General features: G+C 67.9%; 13 protein-coding genes and 2 pseudogenes. 7 read left to right on the forward strand and 8 right to left on the reverse strand.

Annotated elements, in window-relative coordinates; genetic code table 11:
• Positions 1-108 precede the first annotated feature (108 nt).
• The 3 genes from J1M64_RS09805 to J1M64_RS09815 all read right to left on the reverse strand — a co-directional run bounded on the left by J1M64_RS09805 (position 109) and on the right by J1M64_RS09815 (position 2,750).
• A complete protein-coding gene (locus J1M64_RS09805; protein WP_241261398.1) occupies positions 109-642 on the reverse strand; it encodes a phosphatase PAP2 family protein in 534 nt (177 codons plus the stop codon).
• A gap of 189 nt (positions 643-831) precedes the next feature.
• Entirely contained in the window at positions 832-1,536 is a 705-nt protein-coding gene (locus J1M64_RS09810; protein WP_241261399.1) for an ABC transporter ATP-binding protein, read from the reverse strand.
• Between the two features lie 161 nt (positions 1,537-1,697).
• A complete protein-coding gene (locus J1M64_RS09815; protein ID WP_206474066.1) occupies positions 1,698-2,750 on the reverse strand; it encodes an FtsX-like permease family protein in 1,053 nt (350 codons plus the stop codon).
• A gap of 168 nt (positions 2,751-2,918) precedes the next feature.
• Here J1M64_RS09815 and J1M64_RS09820 point away from each other — a divergent pair, with 168 nt between their 5' ends.
• On the forward strand, positions 2,919-4,211 hold the full coding sequence (locus tag J1M64_RS09820) for a sensor histidine kinase (protein ID WP_307872418.1): 1,293 nt from the start codon (positions 2,919-2,921) through the stop codon (positions 4,209-4,211).
• On the forward strand, positions 4,208-4,840 hold the full coding sequence (locus tag J1M64_RS09825) for a response regulator transcription factor (protein ID WP_206474068.1): 633 nt from the start codon (positions 4,208-4,210) through the stop codon (positions 4,838-4,840). Before J1M64_RS09820 ends, J1M64_RS09825 begins: the two co-directional genes overlap by 4 nt.
• Here J1M64_RS09825 and J1M64_RS09830 read toward each other — a convergent pair.
• Positions 4,788-6,086: an MFS transporter gene (locus J1M64_RS09830; RefSeq protein ID WP_206474069.1), complete on the reverse strand. Its 1,299-nt coding sequence runs from the start codon at positions 6,084-6,086 to the stop codon at positions 4,788-4,790. The two genes, J1M64_RS09825 and J1M64_RS09830, sit on opposite strands and share 53 nt — an antisense overlap.
• Before the next feature lie 184 nt (positions 6,087-6,270).
• Here J1M64_RS09830 and J1M64_RS09835 point away from each other — a divergent pair, with 184 nt between their 5' ends.
• Both J1M64_RS09835 and tal read left to right on the forward strand, forming a co-directional pair.
• Positions 6,271-7,080 (forward strand): SDR family NAD(P)-dependent oxidoreductase, encoded by an 810-nt coding sequence (locus J1M64_RS09835; RefSeq protein WP_206474070.1) that lies wholly within the window; start codon positions 6,271-6,273, stop codon positions 7,078-7,080.
• 88 nt (positions 7,081-7,168) lie between these two features.
• On the forward strand, positions 7,169-8,281 hold the full coding sequence (tal, locus tag J1M64_RS09840) for a transaldolase (protein WP_206474071.1): 1,113 nt from the start codon (positions 7,169-7,171) through the stop codon (positions 8,279-8,281).
• Positions 8,282-8,410: 129 nt separating this feature from the next.
• Here the strand turns inward: tal and J1M64_RS09845 are convergent, their stop codons facing one another.
• From J1M64_RS09845 to J1M64_RS09855, 3 genes are all read right to left on the reverse strand, one after another.
• Positions 8,411-9,211, reverse strand: a complete 801-nt coding sequence (locus tag J1M64_RS09845) for a metal-dependent hydrolase (RefSeq protein WP_206474072.1) — start codon at positions 9,209-9,211, stop codon at positions 8,411-8,413.
• A gap of 1,259 nt (positions 9,212-10,470) precedes the next feature.
• Positions 10,471-10,959, reverse strand: a complete 489-nt coding sequence (locus tag J1M64_RS09850; protein ID WP_206474073.1) for a tyrosine-type recombinase/integrase — start codon at positions 10,957-10,959, stop codon at positions 10,471-10,473.
• On the reverse strand, positions 10,956-11,393 hold the full coding sequence (locus J1M64_RS09855) for a site-specific integrase (RefSeq protein WP_206474074.1): 438 nt from the start codon (positions 11,391-11,393) through the stop codon (positions 10,956-10,958). The genes J1M64_RS09850 and J1M64_RS09855 overlap by 4 nt, the downstream gene beginning before the upstream one ends.
• Before the next feature lie 187 nt (positions 11,394-11,580).
• On the opposite strand from J1M64_RS09855, the pseudogene J1M64_RS20535 reads away from it, so the two are divergent.
• Together J1M64_RS20535 and J1M64_RS20540 are read left to right on the forward strand one after the other, a co-directional pair.
• Positions 11,581-11,746, forward strand: a pseudogene (locus J1M64_RS20535) (IS3 family transposase); the annotation flags it as partial.
• 92 nt (positions 11,747-11,838) lie between these two features.
• Positions 11,839-12,129: pseudogene (locus tag J1M64_RS20540) on the forward strand (integrase core domain-containing protein); the annotation flags it as partial.
• A 49-nt stretch (positions 12,130-12,178) separates the two neighbouring features.
• On the opposite strand, the gene J1M64_RS09870 reads toward J1M64_RS20540, so the two are convergent.
• Positions 12,179-13,876 (reverse strand): helix-turn-helix domain-containing protein, encoded by a 1,698-nt coding sequence (locus tag J1M64_RS09870; protein ID WP_206474076.1) that lies wholly within the window; start codon positions 13,874-13,876, stop codon positions 12,179-12,181.
• 225 nt (positions 13,877-14,101) lie between these two features.
• On the opposite strand from J1M64_RS09870, the gene J1M64_RS09875 reads away from it, so the two are divergent.
• The gene (locus J1M64_RS09875) at positions 14,102-14,899 is read left to right on the forward strand and encodes an alpha/beta fold hydrolase (protein ID WP_206474077.1); all 798 of its coding nucleotides are present in this window, start codon (positions 14,102-14,104) and stop codon (positions 14,897-14,899) included.
• Positions 14,900-14,984: the final 85 nt, after the last annotated feature.

The following is a 14,984-nucleotide window of genomic DNA, read 5'->3' on the forward strand; positions in this document are numbered from 1 at the left end:
TCGACCCACTACTGTCCGGGTTCGGAGCCCCGCGGGGCCCTCTCCCGCCGATCCTAGACCGGCCGACCGGACCGGGGTCCCGAGCCGCCAAACCCTGCCAGGCCGGTCTCAGACCCATTCCGCGAGCGTCGGCGCGTACCGGTGGAGCACGCGGGTCACCAGCAGCAGGATCACCGCGAGGATCCCGACCCACAGCAAGGTCAGACACCAGCCCGCGAGGACGTCGCTGGGGAAGTGGACCCCCAGGTAGACGCGGGACGCGCCGACCGCGAGGACGTAGACCACCGCCACCGCGAGCGAGGCCCACCGGAACCGGGTGCCCCAGGTCAGGACGACCAGCGGAGCCGCGAGCGACATCGACCCCATCGCGTGCCCACTGGGGAAGGAGAAGGTGTTCTCCGCCGAAAGGTGCTCCCAGAAATCCGGGCGCGACCGCTCGAAGGCCGGCTTGAGGGCGACGTTGAGCCTGGACGACCCGTACACCGCGGCCAGCACGAGGAAGGCGCCCCCGAATCTGCGCAGGACGCACAGCAGCAGCGCGATCACGACGGAGGCCGCGAGCACGAACTGTCCGCCGAGGTAGCTCGCGGTCTCCGCCGCGGCCGTGAGCCAGGGCGTCGTCGCCCCGTGCACCCACATCATCACCGGCCGGTCCAGGGAGACGGTCTCGTCGTCGGAGACGGCGAACGCCAGCCCGGCGAAGACCGCCAGGAGGACCAGGAGGAACCCGGCGCCCGCCGCCGGTGCCCTCCACCGGGACGCCCCGGGGAGGGCCGGGTGTCGCCGTCGTCGATGGTCATCGCCCCAGCGTAGGGACGCGCACCGGGAAAATCAGGAAAAACTACTGCCGGGCGCCGCGGTGGTGACCGCTCCGTCGACCAGGTGGACCTGCGCGTCGCACCGGGCCGCCATCGTGGCGTCGTGTGTGACGAGCATGAGCGCCACGTCGAGCTCACGCGCGGTATCGAGCAGGAGGTCCATGACGACCCGACCGGACGCGGAGTCGAGCGCACTCGTCGGTTCGTCGGCGAGCAGGAGCGACGGCCCGCTCATCAGGGCGCGCGCCACGGCCACCCGCTGCCGCTGCCCGCCGGACAGCGCCCCGACCGACCGGTCCGCGGCGTCACCCAGTCCCACCACGCCGAGCAGCTCGTCGGCGCGCTCGCGGGCGTGGAGCCGTCGGGCGCGGGACGGCCGCGACCCCAGCCACACCATGGCCTCGAGCTGTTCCCGGGCCGTGAGCGACTCGATGAGGTTGGCCTGCTGGAACACGATGCCGATCTCGCGTCGGCGCAGCTCGGCCCCCCGGCGCGCGTCGACCGCGGCCAGGTCCACCGCCCCGTCCCCGGTCTCCAGCCACACGTGCCCGGAGTCCGGTCGGGCCAGCGTGGCGGCGACGGCGAGCAGGCTCGACTTCCCCGATCCCGAGGGGCCGGTCACCGCGAGGCTGCGGCCCCGCCCGATCGAGAGCGAGACGTCGTCGACGGCGGTGACCGTGCCGTGGCCGTCGGGGAAGGTCAGGACGACGTTCTCCATCCGCAGTGCGGTGGGGACGGGCGCGGTGGTCACGGGGGCATCGTGGAGGGCGGTACGGGTCAGGTCGGTACGGGTCATGGCGGTTCTCCTGGTGGTGGGCCGCGGTGAGGACGCGGGGGTCGACGACGACGAGGTGAAGCAGGTGCCGGACTCGGAGCCGGTCATCGGGCCGCCCCCAGTGCCGAGTTGGGGTCGGCGGTCAGCACGGGCCGCAGCGAGACGGCGGCGCCCGCGAGGCCGAGGACGGCGAGCAGCGCGGCCGGCACGAGGGTGGTCGCGGCCGAGACGACGAACGGCACGGTGCCGCCGACGGCCAGGCCGACCAGGGCGGCGATGCCGACCCCGCCCACGACGCCCACGGCCAGGACGACCGCGGCCTGGCCGACAGAGTCGCGGACGACCGCGGCGGTGGATGCGCCGAGCGCCTTGAGCACGGCGACGTCACGACGGCGCTGCATCCCCCACACGGCGAAGAACGCGCCCACGACCAGAGCGGTGACGGCGAGGAGCATGGTGGTCATCGTGCTCAGCGAGGTGTTCTCGGCCCGGTGCGAGGGCAGCGCTCCGACGAGTCCGTCGGAGTCGACCAGCGTGAGGCCGGCCCCGGCGGCGACGGCCTCCGGGTCGGCGCCCGCCGCCACGGCCACGGTGGTGGCCGCCCCGCCGCGCGGAGCGAGCGAGTGCCAGGTGTCGAGGTCGGTGACGACGACAGGGGTGTGCGAATGCCAGAGATCACCGGTGTGCCCGGCGACCGCCAACGCGCTGCCCCCGAGGCTGATCACGCCGACGTCGGCGCCCACCTCGTCGTCGACACCGTCGGAGACCAGGACCTCCCCCGGCGCCGGTGGCGCCACCGATCCCACCTCGTCGGCCAGTCCCACGGCGACGACGGAGACGCCGGTCTCGGTGCCGTCGTCCAGGGTGATCCGGGCGAGTCCCACCGGGACGGCCGACGGGTCCCCGGCGGCAACGGTGGCCACCTGGTCGGCGGTGAGTGCGGCACGGTCGAGGTCGACGGCGCCGGAGTCGTCGGCGGGGAGGACGAAGCCGGAGCCGTCCGAGCCGAGCGCCCGGAGCGCGGACACGCTCTGGTGCGCCAACCCGGCGGTCAGGCCGAGCAGGCCCGCCACCAGGACGGACAGCATCAGCACGACGCCCGTGATGAGGGCGAAGCGCCACCGCGCGGTGCGGAGCTCGCGGAGTGCGAAGAACATGGGGTCCCTTTCGTGGGGTCTGCCAGTCGTTGAGGTCTGCCTCCAGGCTCGTCCCCCCGACGCCGGACCGGATCGGCCACGAGGGTGGTTCCGCGGGGACGAACGGTGGGGCCGGCCTCCACCGTTCGATGGATGCCGGGTGCCCCACCGGGGACTAGCGTCGACCGGGTGAACCCCGCGCCCGCGTCCGCCGCCGCGTCCGCACCCGCCGCCGAGCTCCCGCCCGAGTCGGCGGGGGTGCGTGCGGTGTTCGCGCAGCTCCAGGTGGCACTGCACACGTTGGTGGCCGCGCTGCTGGCCCTCACGTTGGTCAGCGCGCACCGGGACACCTCCGGCATGCCCGATCCGCCGGCGGTCGCCGCCGCCGTGGGGTTCACGGTCGTGTACGTCGCGGGGACGGTATGGGCGCGCCGCCGCCCGACGAACTCTGCCGTCCGGGTCGGTTGGCTTGTCGCGGTCCTGGCGTTGTGGGCGTGCCTGGTGGTCCGGGTTCCCGAGGCTGCCTACCTGGCGTTTCCCCTGTTCTTCCTGGTCCAGTTCCTCCTCGGCGTGTGGGCGGGCACCGCGGCGGTGGCGGCGCTGGCCGCCGTGGCGGTCGTCGCCCTGGGCCTGCATCACGGGTTCACTCCCGCCGGGGTCATCGGCCCGACGGTGGGAGCGCTCGTGGCCCTCGGACTGGGGGCCGGTGTGCGGGCACTGCATCGCGAGTCCCAGGCCCGGCGGGAGGTGATCGCCGAGCTCGTGGCCACCCGCTCGGCGCTCGCCGCGCGGGAACGGGAGGTGGGCCGGGAGGCCGAGCGCGCGCGGTTGGCCGGGGAGATCCACGACACCGTCGCGCAGGGGCTCGCGAGCATCGGGATGCTGTTGCACGCGGCCGAGCGCACCGCGCCCTCGAGCCCCGCCGTCGACCAGATCCGTCTGGCCCGCGAAGTGGCGGGTGAGAACCTCACCGAGACGCGCAGGCTCATCGCCGCCCTGCGGCCCGCGCCGCTCGACGGCGTGTCGTTGGCCGGGGCGCTGGGCCGTGTGGCTGCGAGGTGCCGGGCCGAGAATCCCGGGCTCGAGGTGTCCGTCACCACCGGGAACGCCGGCGAGCACGCCACCGAGTCCTCCACCGAGCCCTCCACCGAGCCGCCGGCGGAGCTCGCCGCGGTGCTCGTCCGGGTGGCGCAGGAGGCGCTGACGAACGCGGTGCGACACGGTGCGCCGCAGCGGATCACACTGACCCTGTCCTGCTCCCCCACCGCCGTGGTCCTGGAGATCGCCGACGACGGCCGCGGCTTCGATGTCGCCGCCCCGCGCACCGCCGCCTCGTTCGGGCTCGACGGCATGGCGCGGCGGGTGGGCGACCTGGGCGGGCGGTTCGAGGTCGACTCCGAGCCGGGATCGGGCACGGTGGTCCGCGCCGTACTGCCGGTGCGGGAGACGGCGCCGGGGACCCGGTTGGGAGACGAGGGATGACGACGACGAGGACGCGTGTGCTGATCGCGGACGATCACGCGGTGGTGCGAACCGGGCTGCGTGCACTGCTCGCCGCCGATCCCGCGATCGAGGTGATCGCCGAGGCGGCGGCGGCCGGCGCCGCCGTGGAGCGGTGCCGGATCGGGGACGTGGACGTGGTGTTGATGGACCTGCGGTTCGCGGGGGATGCCACCGCCGGTGTGCTGGCCACCGCCGCGATCCGCGACCTGGCCGACCCTCCACAGGTGTTGGTACTGACGAGCCACGACACGGACGCGGACATTCTCGGGGCCATCGAGGCCGGGGCCTGCGGTTATCTGCTCAAGGACGCCGGCCCCGACGAACTGTTGGGCGCGGTGCGCGCCGCCGCCGCTGGCGAGAGCGCGCTGTCCCCCACTGTCGCCGCCCGGCTGATCAGCCGGATGCGCGACCCGCGGCCGGTGCTGACCGAACGGGAGGCGGAGGTCCTGCGCGCCGTCGCCACCGGGGCGACCAATCGGCAGGCCGCCGCGTCACTGCACGTGTCGGAGGCGACGGTCAAGACTCACCTCGTCCACGTCTTCGACAAGCTCGGCGTCACGTCACGGACGGCGGCGGTGTCGCGGGCCCGTGAGCTGGGACTGGTGTGACGGTCTCGTACATGCGGATCGCCACGGCGGCCGCCGACACGGCGCTGACCGCGGCGGCGGCCCACACCGCGGCGTGCATTCCCATGGCGTCGGCGACGATCCCCCCGAACACCGCGCCGACCGCGTATCCCAGGTCGCGCCACACGCGGTAGACCCCCACGGCTCGTCCCCGCCAGACGGGGTGGGCCACGTCGCCGATCGCCGCCAACAGCGTGGGATAGACCATCGCGGTCCCGGCTCCCAGGATCACGGTCCCGACCGCCCACGTGCTGAATCCACTGCCGAGCGCGATGACGACCAGGGCGACCGCCTGGGTGGCCATTCCCACCGAGATGAGGTGCTTGCGACCGATCCGGTCCGAGAGCGCGCCGGTGAACAGCTGTCCCACGCCCCAGACGGCGGGGTAGAGCGCGAACAGGAGCCCGATCTGCCCCACGGACAGACCCGCGGTGGCGAACAACAGGGGGAACAGTCCCCAGGACAGCCCGAAGTTGAGGTTGTTGACGAGCCCGGCCTGGCTGGCCGAGGACAGAGCCGGTTCCTTGAAGCTGGTCTGGATCGCGATCTCGCGGTCCGTCATGTCGGCGTGGAGATGGTCGTGCAGTCCGTCGGGGCGGGCGGTGTGCCGCCCCGCGTCCACCAGGGCGTGATCGCGGGTCTCGCGGACAAAGATCCCGGACAGCACCAGGGCCAGGGCCGTATAGGCCACTCCGACCAGGAACGGCGCCGGTCGCAGACCGTACTGCCCGGCCAGGTAGCCGGCGAGCAGCGAGGTCACCGCGACCGCGCCGTATCCTGCCGCCTCGTTGAGCCCCATCGCCAGACCGCGCTGTCGCGGGCCGACGAGGTCGATCTTCATGACCACGGTCGTGGACCAGGTCAGGCCCTGGTTGATGCCCAGCAGGATGTTCGCGGCCACCACCCAGCCCCAATCGGGCGCCCAGATGAGCATGAGCGGGACCGGGATGGCGAAGAGCCACCCGACCAACAGGACGGGTTTGCGTCCGTATCGATCGGAAAACGTCCCGGCGAAGTAGTTCGCGATCGCCTTGGTGACACCGAAGGCCGCGACGTAGGTGAAGATGAAGGTGTAGCCGGTCAGGCCGAAGACGTCCGTCGCCAGCAGGGGCAGCACGGTCTGCTGCTGTCCCACCATGCCGCCGACCAGCGCATTGATCGCCACCAGCAGCGTGAACTGGGCGGCGTTGGCCTTGAGACCGAGTACGGGTGCGCGTTCGGTGGGCATGCTCCCCTTTCATGACTGAGTCCGCTGTGTGGTCAGCCCACGGCGCACTATACCCCAGCGGGTATTGATCCTGCCGGTTTCGCCAACTGTACACAGTTGACTACAGTCAAGCTGTACACACTTGACTACAGCGGCGAGGTCAGTGCTTTTCCCGCCTCGCCCCGCACCCACATCGGAGGATCATATGACCGGAACCCGTCCCGAGATCGCGGCCACACCCGGCACTGATCGCGCGAGCCGCCTGGCAGGAAAGACCGCGATCGTCACCGGAGGCGGACAGGGCGTGGGCCGCGGGATCTCGCTCGGCTTGGCCGAGTCAGGCGCCTCGGTCCTGCTGGTCGGGCGGACGGTGGAGAAGCTCGAGAAGGTCGCCGAGGAGATTCGCGCGATCGGCGGTGCGGCCGAATGCCTGCCGGTCAACATCACCGCGGAGGGCGCACCCGAGGCGATCGTGGACGCAGCGGTCACGCATTTCGGAGGGGTCGACATCCTCGTCAACAACGCGAACATGGCCCGGCCCCTGCCACTGTCCGACTACCCCGACGACGGTTTTCGCAAGGCCTTCGAGTCCGGCCCCCGCGTGTCGCTCACGCTGATGAAGCTGACCCGCCCTCTCATGGCGCAGAGGGGCGGTGCGGTGATCATCAACCTGGTGACCTCGGCAGCCGTCCGGTGGGATCCCTCCAACTACGGCATCTACGGAGCCGTGAAGGAGAGCATGCGCGCCCTCACACGGGCCGCCACGTACGAATGGGCCGGCGACGGTATCCGCGCTCTCAACGTCGCTCCGCATGCCCACAGTCCCGGGCTGGACTGGTGGATGGACAACAACCCCGAGGAAGCCGCCGAGTTCCTCTCCGCCATCCCCGCCGGCCGCGTGGGTGACCCGGTGACCGACATCGGCCGCCCGGTCGCCTGGCTCTGCTCGGCGGAGGCCTCGTACCTGAGCGGAGCGACCATCCCGCTCGACGGGGGCCAATCCCGCTGGGGCTGACCACCGCCCTCCCCCAGCCGCACCACCGGGCCACCGCATCACCGCACCAGCGGAATACCAACTGTCACTTTGACCAGGAGCACGAATCTTGTCCCAGAATGCGCAACTTGCCGAGCTGTCCCGAGCCGGGGTGTCGGTCTGGCTCGACGACCTGTCCCGGGATCTGATCTCCTCCGGACGCCTCGCGGAACTGGTGGAGACCCGGTCAGTGGTCGGGGTGACGACGAACCCGGCGATCTTCCACGCCGCGCTGACGAGCGGGACGGCGTACGACGAGCAGGTCAGCCACCTCCGAGGCCGAGGTCATGAGGTGGACGCCGTGATCCGGGCCGTCACCACCGACGATGTCCGTGCCGCTTGCGACATCCTGGCGCCGGTGTACGAGCGAACCGGGACAGTAGACGGGCGAGTATCGATCGAGGTCGATCCGCGACTGGCTCACGATGCCGAGGCCACGGTGGCACAGGCAAAGGAGCTGTGGCAGATCGTGGACCGACCCAACCTGCTGATCAAGATTCCGGCCACCACGGCCGGGCTGGAGGCGATCAGTCGGGTGCTGGCCGAAGGCATCAGCGTGAACGTCACACTGATCTTCTCCGTCGAGCGCTACACACAGGTCGTTCAGTCCTACCTGGACGGTCTGGACGCCGCCGGCCTGGCCGGCCACGACCTGTCGTCCATCCACTCCGTAGCGTCGTTCTTCGTCTCGCGGGTCGATACCGAGGTCGATGCCAGACTCGAGGCCATCGGCACACCGGCCGCGCTGGCCCTGAAGGGCCAGACCGCGCTGGCCAATGCCTGGCTGGCCTACGCCGAGTATCAGCAGCACTTCGAGAGCTCCGACCGGTTCCGGAGCCTGGCCGGCCGCGGCGCCCGACCGCAGCGGCCGCTGTGGGCGTCCACCGGCGTGAAGGACACGCGGTACAGCGACACCCTCTATGTCAGTGAGTTGGTCGCACCGGCGACGGTCAACACGATGCCGGCGGCGACCATGGAGTCGTTCGCCGACCACGGAGTCATTTCTTCGGAATCGAGCACCACAAGGTTTGCCGAGCCTGCAGCGCTGTTCGAGGCGCTCGGTGAGGTCGGGATCGACATGAATGACGTCTTCGCTCAGCTTGAGCGCGAGGGCGTCGCCAAGTTCGACACGGCCTGGAACGAACTGATCACAGCGATGGGCGCACAACTAGCGTCCCGGTGACGACGCGCGCGTTCTAGCCTGCCGCAGGTCGGAGGTCTGCGCGATGGGCACGCCTCCGCGGCGGATGCGACGGGCCCCGCAGGAGCAGGACTCGTGGACGACGCCGCTTGTTCGCTACCGGACCCCGTCTCAGTGGAAGGTGCCGGCCACCCAGGGTGCGCCGATCAGGTGTGGCGCCCGCATCACGCAATAGGCCAAAACAACTGTGACGCCGGTACAGGCGGCGGCCAGCATACTGTCCATCCCGGCGCCCGCACGGATTCGCAGTGGTCTCGGTAGGCGGAAGTTCCACCATCGCTTGCCTCCGATACTGACGACGCCGCCGAGTAGAGGCACGCCCCGCTTGGTGATCACGTCGCCGAGGAGGTGCATCGAGACTCCGGCAGTGACCGCTGCGCCGAGCGCGGCGCTGCCAACCGAAGCCGGCAGCGCAAACCACACCGCTACTGCAAGCGCCAACGAGAGCCCGGTGACGTAGATCCAATCCTGCTTCTTGGCCCAGTTCGGTGCCAGGCCGCGTATGGCCAGGCCAAGCATGAAGAACAGCACCCCGATAGCGCCGTTCTTACCGAACGCCGAGACGAGGGCGGCCGTGCCGGCGCCCGCAAGAAGTGCGAACCACAACGTGTGGGTCGCGGTGCGGTGCCCGTTGCTGATCCGGGCGTCCTTGCGCGTCATCGTCAGGTCGTAGATGGTCTTCGAGACCCGCTCCGTGATGTGAGCGAGGGCCCTCGAGGCCAGCCCGAAGCTGCGGGCCAGCGTGCTCTGCGGTGTGTCGAGATCCGGGAGAAGCGCCGCTCCGGCGGTGACACCCGCAAACACGAGCACCTCCGTGGGTGAGGTGGCCCCACCCCATTCGACTGGGAGGAAGGCCCCGATAGCCAACCCCGCGCCGGCGCCGCTCATCGCGTGCGTAGGTCCCATCACCATGTGCAGCGCACCTTACTGTCCACCGAGGCTCGCCCCCGGATACGGACCGGGCCCCCTGGACCAGAGCGACCGCACCGACGATGGATCTCGCCAACCGTGCGCTGAACGCCCAGCGGCAATTCACTGACACCGTAGCGTCGGGCTGACAACCTGTTTCCACAACCGACGACGAGATGTCGGTTACCGATCAGAGTGTCAGCACGCTGCTGGCCCACCAGCACGTTGTCACCAGTTTGTCAGGCGACGATTGTCATGTGTTTGGCAGAATCCTCGCGCCTGACAGTCAGTGACAATCGAGCTCGACCCGACTCTCTCGCGGGAGTACGACGAACCGCCCCAGGTTTCCCGCCGCCTCCTTTTCGAGTCGAGGAGGATGGTTGTATGCCGAAAAAGATCGATCCCGCGGTCAAGGAGCGAGCGTTGCGGATGGTGTCCGAGCACCGCGGTGAGTACTCGTCGCTGACGGCCTGCTGTGATCAGGTTGGCCGCCGGCTAGGGCTGGGCAAGGAGACGGTCCGGGGGTGGGCAGTGCAGGCCGACATCGACGCTGGCGCCCGGCCCGGGATCAGCACCGAGGAGAGCGCGGAGATCAAGCGCCTCAAGGCCGAGAACCGGCGACTGACCGAGGACCTGGAGATAATGCGCAGGGCCTCGATTTGCTTCGCGGGGGGAGCTCGACCCCCGCAGCCGGTAATGCGAGTTCATCGACCAGATGAGGTCTTCAGGGGCATGCGGTCGAGTCGATCTGCCGGGGCCTGCGCAAAGCAGGGCTGCAGGTCGCCGCACGGACCTATCGCGAGTGGACCTCGCCGCGCCGAGTGGTGGCGGCCAGGACCGTCAGCGACGCGGAAGTCCAGGACGCGATCCGCACGCTGGTGTGGCAGCCCGATAGCCGCGGGCGGCGGAAGATGCAGCCAGCGGGCCTGTACGGGCGCCGCAAGATGCTCGCCGCCATCCGCCGGGTCGGTCTGCCTACAGCCAGCCCGGGCGCGGTGAATCGTGCAATGCGAACGCTGGGGTTATCCGGGGTGGTCAGGTCCAAGAAGGTGTACACGACCGTCGCCAATTCCGACGGTGTTCGGGTTCCGGATCTGGTCGACCGCAATCCAGACTTGATTCGAGCGGGATCGGACCTTGGTGGCCCTTCTGGTCCATGTACCGGCCGAGCGCCCGCAGCGCACGCTCTTGACCGGGCAAGCGGTAACCTAGGCCACGACGCATCTCGATGTACTCCTCCACCCGCGGTGGCACCGTGCCAGTCATGACCGCACTCCTGCCTGCGGCCACGGAAGCGCGATCTCGCGCAGAGTCGCGACGTCGACGGCGGCATAGATACGGGTGGTGGCCAGGGACGCGTGGCCTAGCACGTCGGCGATCTCTCGAAGACTTGCGCCATTGTCGAGCAGTTCAGTGGCCAGTGAGTGCCGCAACAAGTTGCCGCCACGCACGGGCGCGTCGATGCCGGCGTTGTCCACCGCCCGCTGCACCGCGCGACCCACTATGTGGGTGCTGATCGGTGCGCCGACGCGCAACCAATGCGGGACGAAGACTTCTCGGGAGTCGGTGGCAGGGCGCCCATGTTGCAGATAGTCGGTCAATACGCTCCCGACTTCGCTGGTCAGCGCCAAGAGCGCGCCGTGACCGGTCTTGCGGGAACACACACGTACCGCAGCGCCTCGCCAATCCACGTCTTCCAACTGCAGCCGCACCACCTCGCCAAGGCGCAGCCCCAGCCGCGCAATAGTCAAAATGATCGCCCGATCCGCAGGTCGCGCGGCGATCCTGACTTCAGCGAGGCGATCAACTGCTCGAGAACCTGCGGGACAAGGTGTCGAACCAAGCCGGAGGATCGATGCGGCACCATCGGCACCGCATCATCCAACCGGTCCGCGCGCAGCCCCACCGCACGCAGGAACCGGAAGAACACGCGCAACGACGTCGCCGCGAGTTCCACCGTTCTGAGCTGATAACGGCTCGACAGGCCGCTCACGAACGCCGCCACTTCGAACTGCTGGATCTCGGCGACATCGACTCCACCATCGACGGCCAGCGTCTCCAAGAACCCGCCGACGTGCAGGATGTAGTTGCGCCGCGTCCCCGCGCACAAGCCACGGGTACGACGAAGGTGCTCATCGAACGCCGCGAGTACGTCCCCGGGCGCCATTCGACTACGAGTTTGCATCTTCCTGCTCCTTACCTTCCGAATGAACCTTTCGGCTAGACAAGAAGCGTCGCGATTATGTGCAGCTACCGCGACCCCACGAAGCTACAAACCCCAGGCCAACCCGGCCCCACCAGACGACGGACGCATCGCACTGCACATAACCGCTGACTGAGCCGAAGATGTATTATGCGCAGCTGCGCATAATACATACGTGCGGACCTGGGCCGGCTTCACCTATGTGGCACTCATCGTGGACGTGTTCGCCCAGCGCATCGTCGCCTGGAACGCGGCCACCACTATGGCCACCGACCTGGTGATGACGCCACTGCGGATGGCACTGTGGCAACGCGACCGCGAGGGGAATCCGATCGAGCCGAAGTCACTGGTCTGCCCACAATGCACCTCCATTACCTGGAGTGTTGCGACGACCAGTTGAATCCGCCAATATGCATCTATAGCGTTCACTGAACGTCTCGCCCTCGAGGGGATCGAGCCGTCGATCGGCAGCGTCGGCGACGCCTACGATAACGCGCCCATGGAGACGATCAACGGGCTGTACAAGGCCGAGTGCATCCGCTCTTCGATCTTCCACGACGGGCCGTACCAGACGATCTCGGACGTTGAGTACGCGACCGCGGCGTGGGTCGAGTGGTACAACAATGAACGGCTCCACTCGAGCCTTGGGTACGTCCCACCCATCGAGTTCGAGCAGAGTTACTACGCCGCTCTCAAACGAGAGCTTCAACCCACATAGGAGCGGCGGAGAACTTGGGGCGGTTCAATCACCGACCTCATCGAGCGGCTCAACGCCGGCGACCTTCGGCACTAATTCGAGCCGAGTCGGGTTTGAACTTGCACGCCTTTAGTGAAAGCAATAGATCGAGCCGTGTAGTCGCGTCGTTGAGGTTCCGATCGAGCAGTTCACTGATTCGTGCGAGTCGGCCACGGAGACTGTTCGGGTGGAGGTTGAGCTGGCGAGCAGTCTCCTCCACGTTCCCGTTGCATTCGATATACGTCGCGACCGTGTGGACCAGCGCCCCGCTACGTCGTTCATCGTACTCTGCGAGCGGGGCCAGTATCTTGCGCGCCGTTCTCACGATTTCAGGAGCCGGGTGCACCCCGAGGACAAGCTGGTGGAAATTGACTTGGTCGAACCGGACCACTGGCGTGGGCCCATCAAGGCGTCTCGCTGTTTCGACGGCGCGGGAGGCTTCGGAAAATGACTCAGCGTAGTCGCTGACACAGCCCGTCACCGATCCCAGGCCCGCGGCCACGTCGGGCAACTGGAAAGCCCTGATTTGGTCTACCGCTTTCTCGATTATCCGTTGGGCGGCGGTCGAGCTGTCGCTTGGGACCAGAACCACCACCGTGTCACCGTGTTCAGCAACTAAAGTCCGCCCGGCTTCTCCATGGGCTGTCCGCGAGAGCGCCTGAGTGAGTCGATGTAGGAGCTGTTCGGAGACGTTCTTCGAAGCAGATTGACTACTGCGGAAACAGACGACCGCCACTACGTGCTGGGCGCGGAGATCGCACCCCGAGCGCTCGGCGTTTCGAAGCAGGCCCGCCTCGTCGAAGTGCGGGTTGTTGATCAACTCGTTGAGAATTCCACCGCGGAGGCGCAACTCGGCTTGTTCGGCACTGCGGATCTTAGCGAACTCGAGCGCGAAAACAGTGCTGGCCTGCTCCATTGCAACTTCACCGAGACTGTCATCAACGTCCCCCAACTCCGCGATTAAGTAGCCCTCGGTCTGTCCACCCAGGTTAATGGTGAGAACGCGCGTACTCCCGTTCACGTAGAGACGTGAAGTGTGAACGGCCAGTTCCGCGAGGGATGGCTCCTCCACGTGTCGCCCCTGGTGGGGCTCATCGGCTAGGTGGCGACCCTGCCAGTCAAGAAGCAGCACGGGTCCCCGGACCAATCCGGCCAGTGTCCGTGCCACAGCTTTAGGCCCACGATCAGAGAGAGCGACCTCCATCAAGTCCTTGTGGACTGCCATCGTGGCGAGGAGGCGACCGTGAACCTGGGCGTTGTTGATGGCGATTGCTGCCGCGTTTGCGAGGCTCGAGAGCAGAGTGAGCTGGTGGTCAGTGAACTTATAGGGGACACGTTTTGCGACGAAAAGAACTGCCAACAGTCGATTCTCGAACATCACCGGAGCAGCGGCGCCGCCCTGGATCCCTTCTTCGACAATGGCCTCCTCGATCTCCTGGTTGTGGCGCACTCGATCATCTAGCTCGAACCGGTAGTTGTTGACCACCATGGGGCGGCGCTCGGCGGCAACTGCGCCCCCGAGCCCGAAGCCGTACGGAAGAGTCAACGACTTGAACTTCTGCGACCGGACACTGTCGAATGCGCGCATGCGCAGAACTTGCTGCGAATCGTCGCAGGTAGCGAGGTAGGACACGTCACCGTCAAGCACACGATTCACCCTCCGGGCAATGGCCCGCAGCACTTCGTCTAGCTCGAGCTGACTGCAGATTTCGCGGGTCGTCTCGTACAACACTTGAGCCTCGACCAACGATCGGCCGAGAAAGGATGAGTCGGTCGCTTGACGAGGGTCGTCGGGCGTCGAACTGGGGCTCACAATCCACATGCTACAGGTAGATCACCACACTGAATCTTTCGAACGGTGTGGAGTCTCCACGTCGACTGTGTCTGAGATCACTCATATGCTCTGCCTACACCAGGCGCACACGTCGCCGCGGAGTGGACGGAGGATCAGGAAATGCCGACTGTGGATTCAGGGCAGGCAACAGTGTGGTGGGACTCGACCGGCAGCGGCACCCCCATCCTGCTCATCAACGGATTGAGTTCGCCGTCGGCGGCTTGGTTCCGGCTTGCTCCATTGCTCGAGTCAAACCATCGCGTGCTCACGTTCGACAATCTCGGCACCGGACGGACCCGTGCCCCATCGTGTGCATACACCGTGCCGATGCTTGCCGACGCAGCCACAGCAGTGGTCAGGGATGCAGGTGAGTCGGCGGCACATGTGCTCGGCATTTCGATGGGTGGTCTGGTGGCGCAGGAACTCGCCCTCAGTTACCCCGAATTGGTTCGGAGCCTGACACTTGTTTCGACTCACGCCGGGGGCCCCCACATGAGGCAGGATCAGGCCACTCTCGATCTGCTCGCCCAGGCGGCAAGCATGTCACCGGAGGAGAGAACCAGCGCTCTGGCCAGGTTGGCGTTCGCGGAGACGACACCGGTCGAACGGGTGGAGGAAGACCTTGCCCGGCGAGCCGACTACCCCACTACGGACGAGGGGTACCGCAATCAACTCACCGGCACTGCCCGTTGGGAGCGACTCGCAGACCTGCCCCGTATCGCTTGTCCGACCATGGTCGTGCACGGCGAACGCGACCGCATGGTGTCAATTGAGAGCGCGCGTCAACTGGCGGAGAACATCCCGAACGCGCAGCTGTCCGTACTCCCACACGCGGGTCATCAACTGTTCACCGACCAGCCCGAAGCGGGCGCTCGGACTGTGCTGGACTTCGTTGCCGCAGTCGACGGTGAACGGTAGCCAGGTGCACCGAGCCAGGCACTCCACCGCCGATGACGCGATCAGCGGCACTCAGTCATCACTACGACACCCCGGTAGAAAATCA

Origin of the sequence: Dietzia sp. KRD202, from assembly GCF_017168155.1 — a bacterium.
Taxonomy (GTDB): Bacteria; Actinomycetota; Actinomycetes; order Mycobacteriales; family Mycobacteriaceae; genus Dietzia; species Dietzia kunjamensis.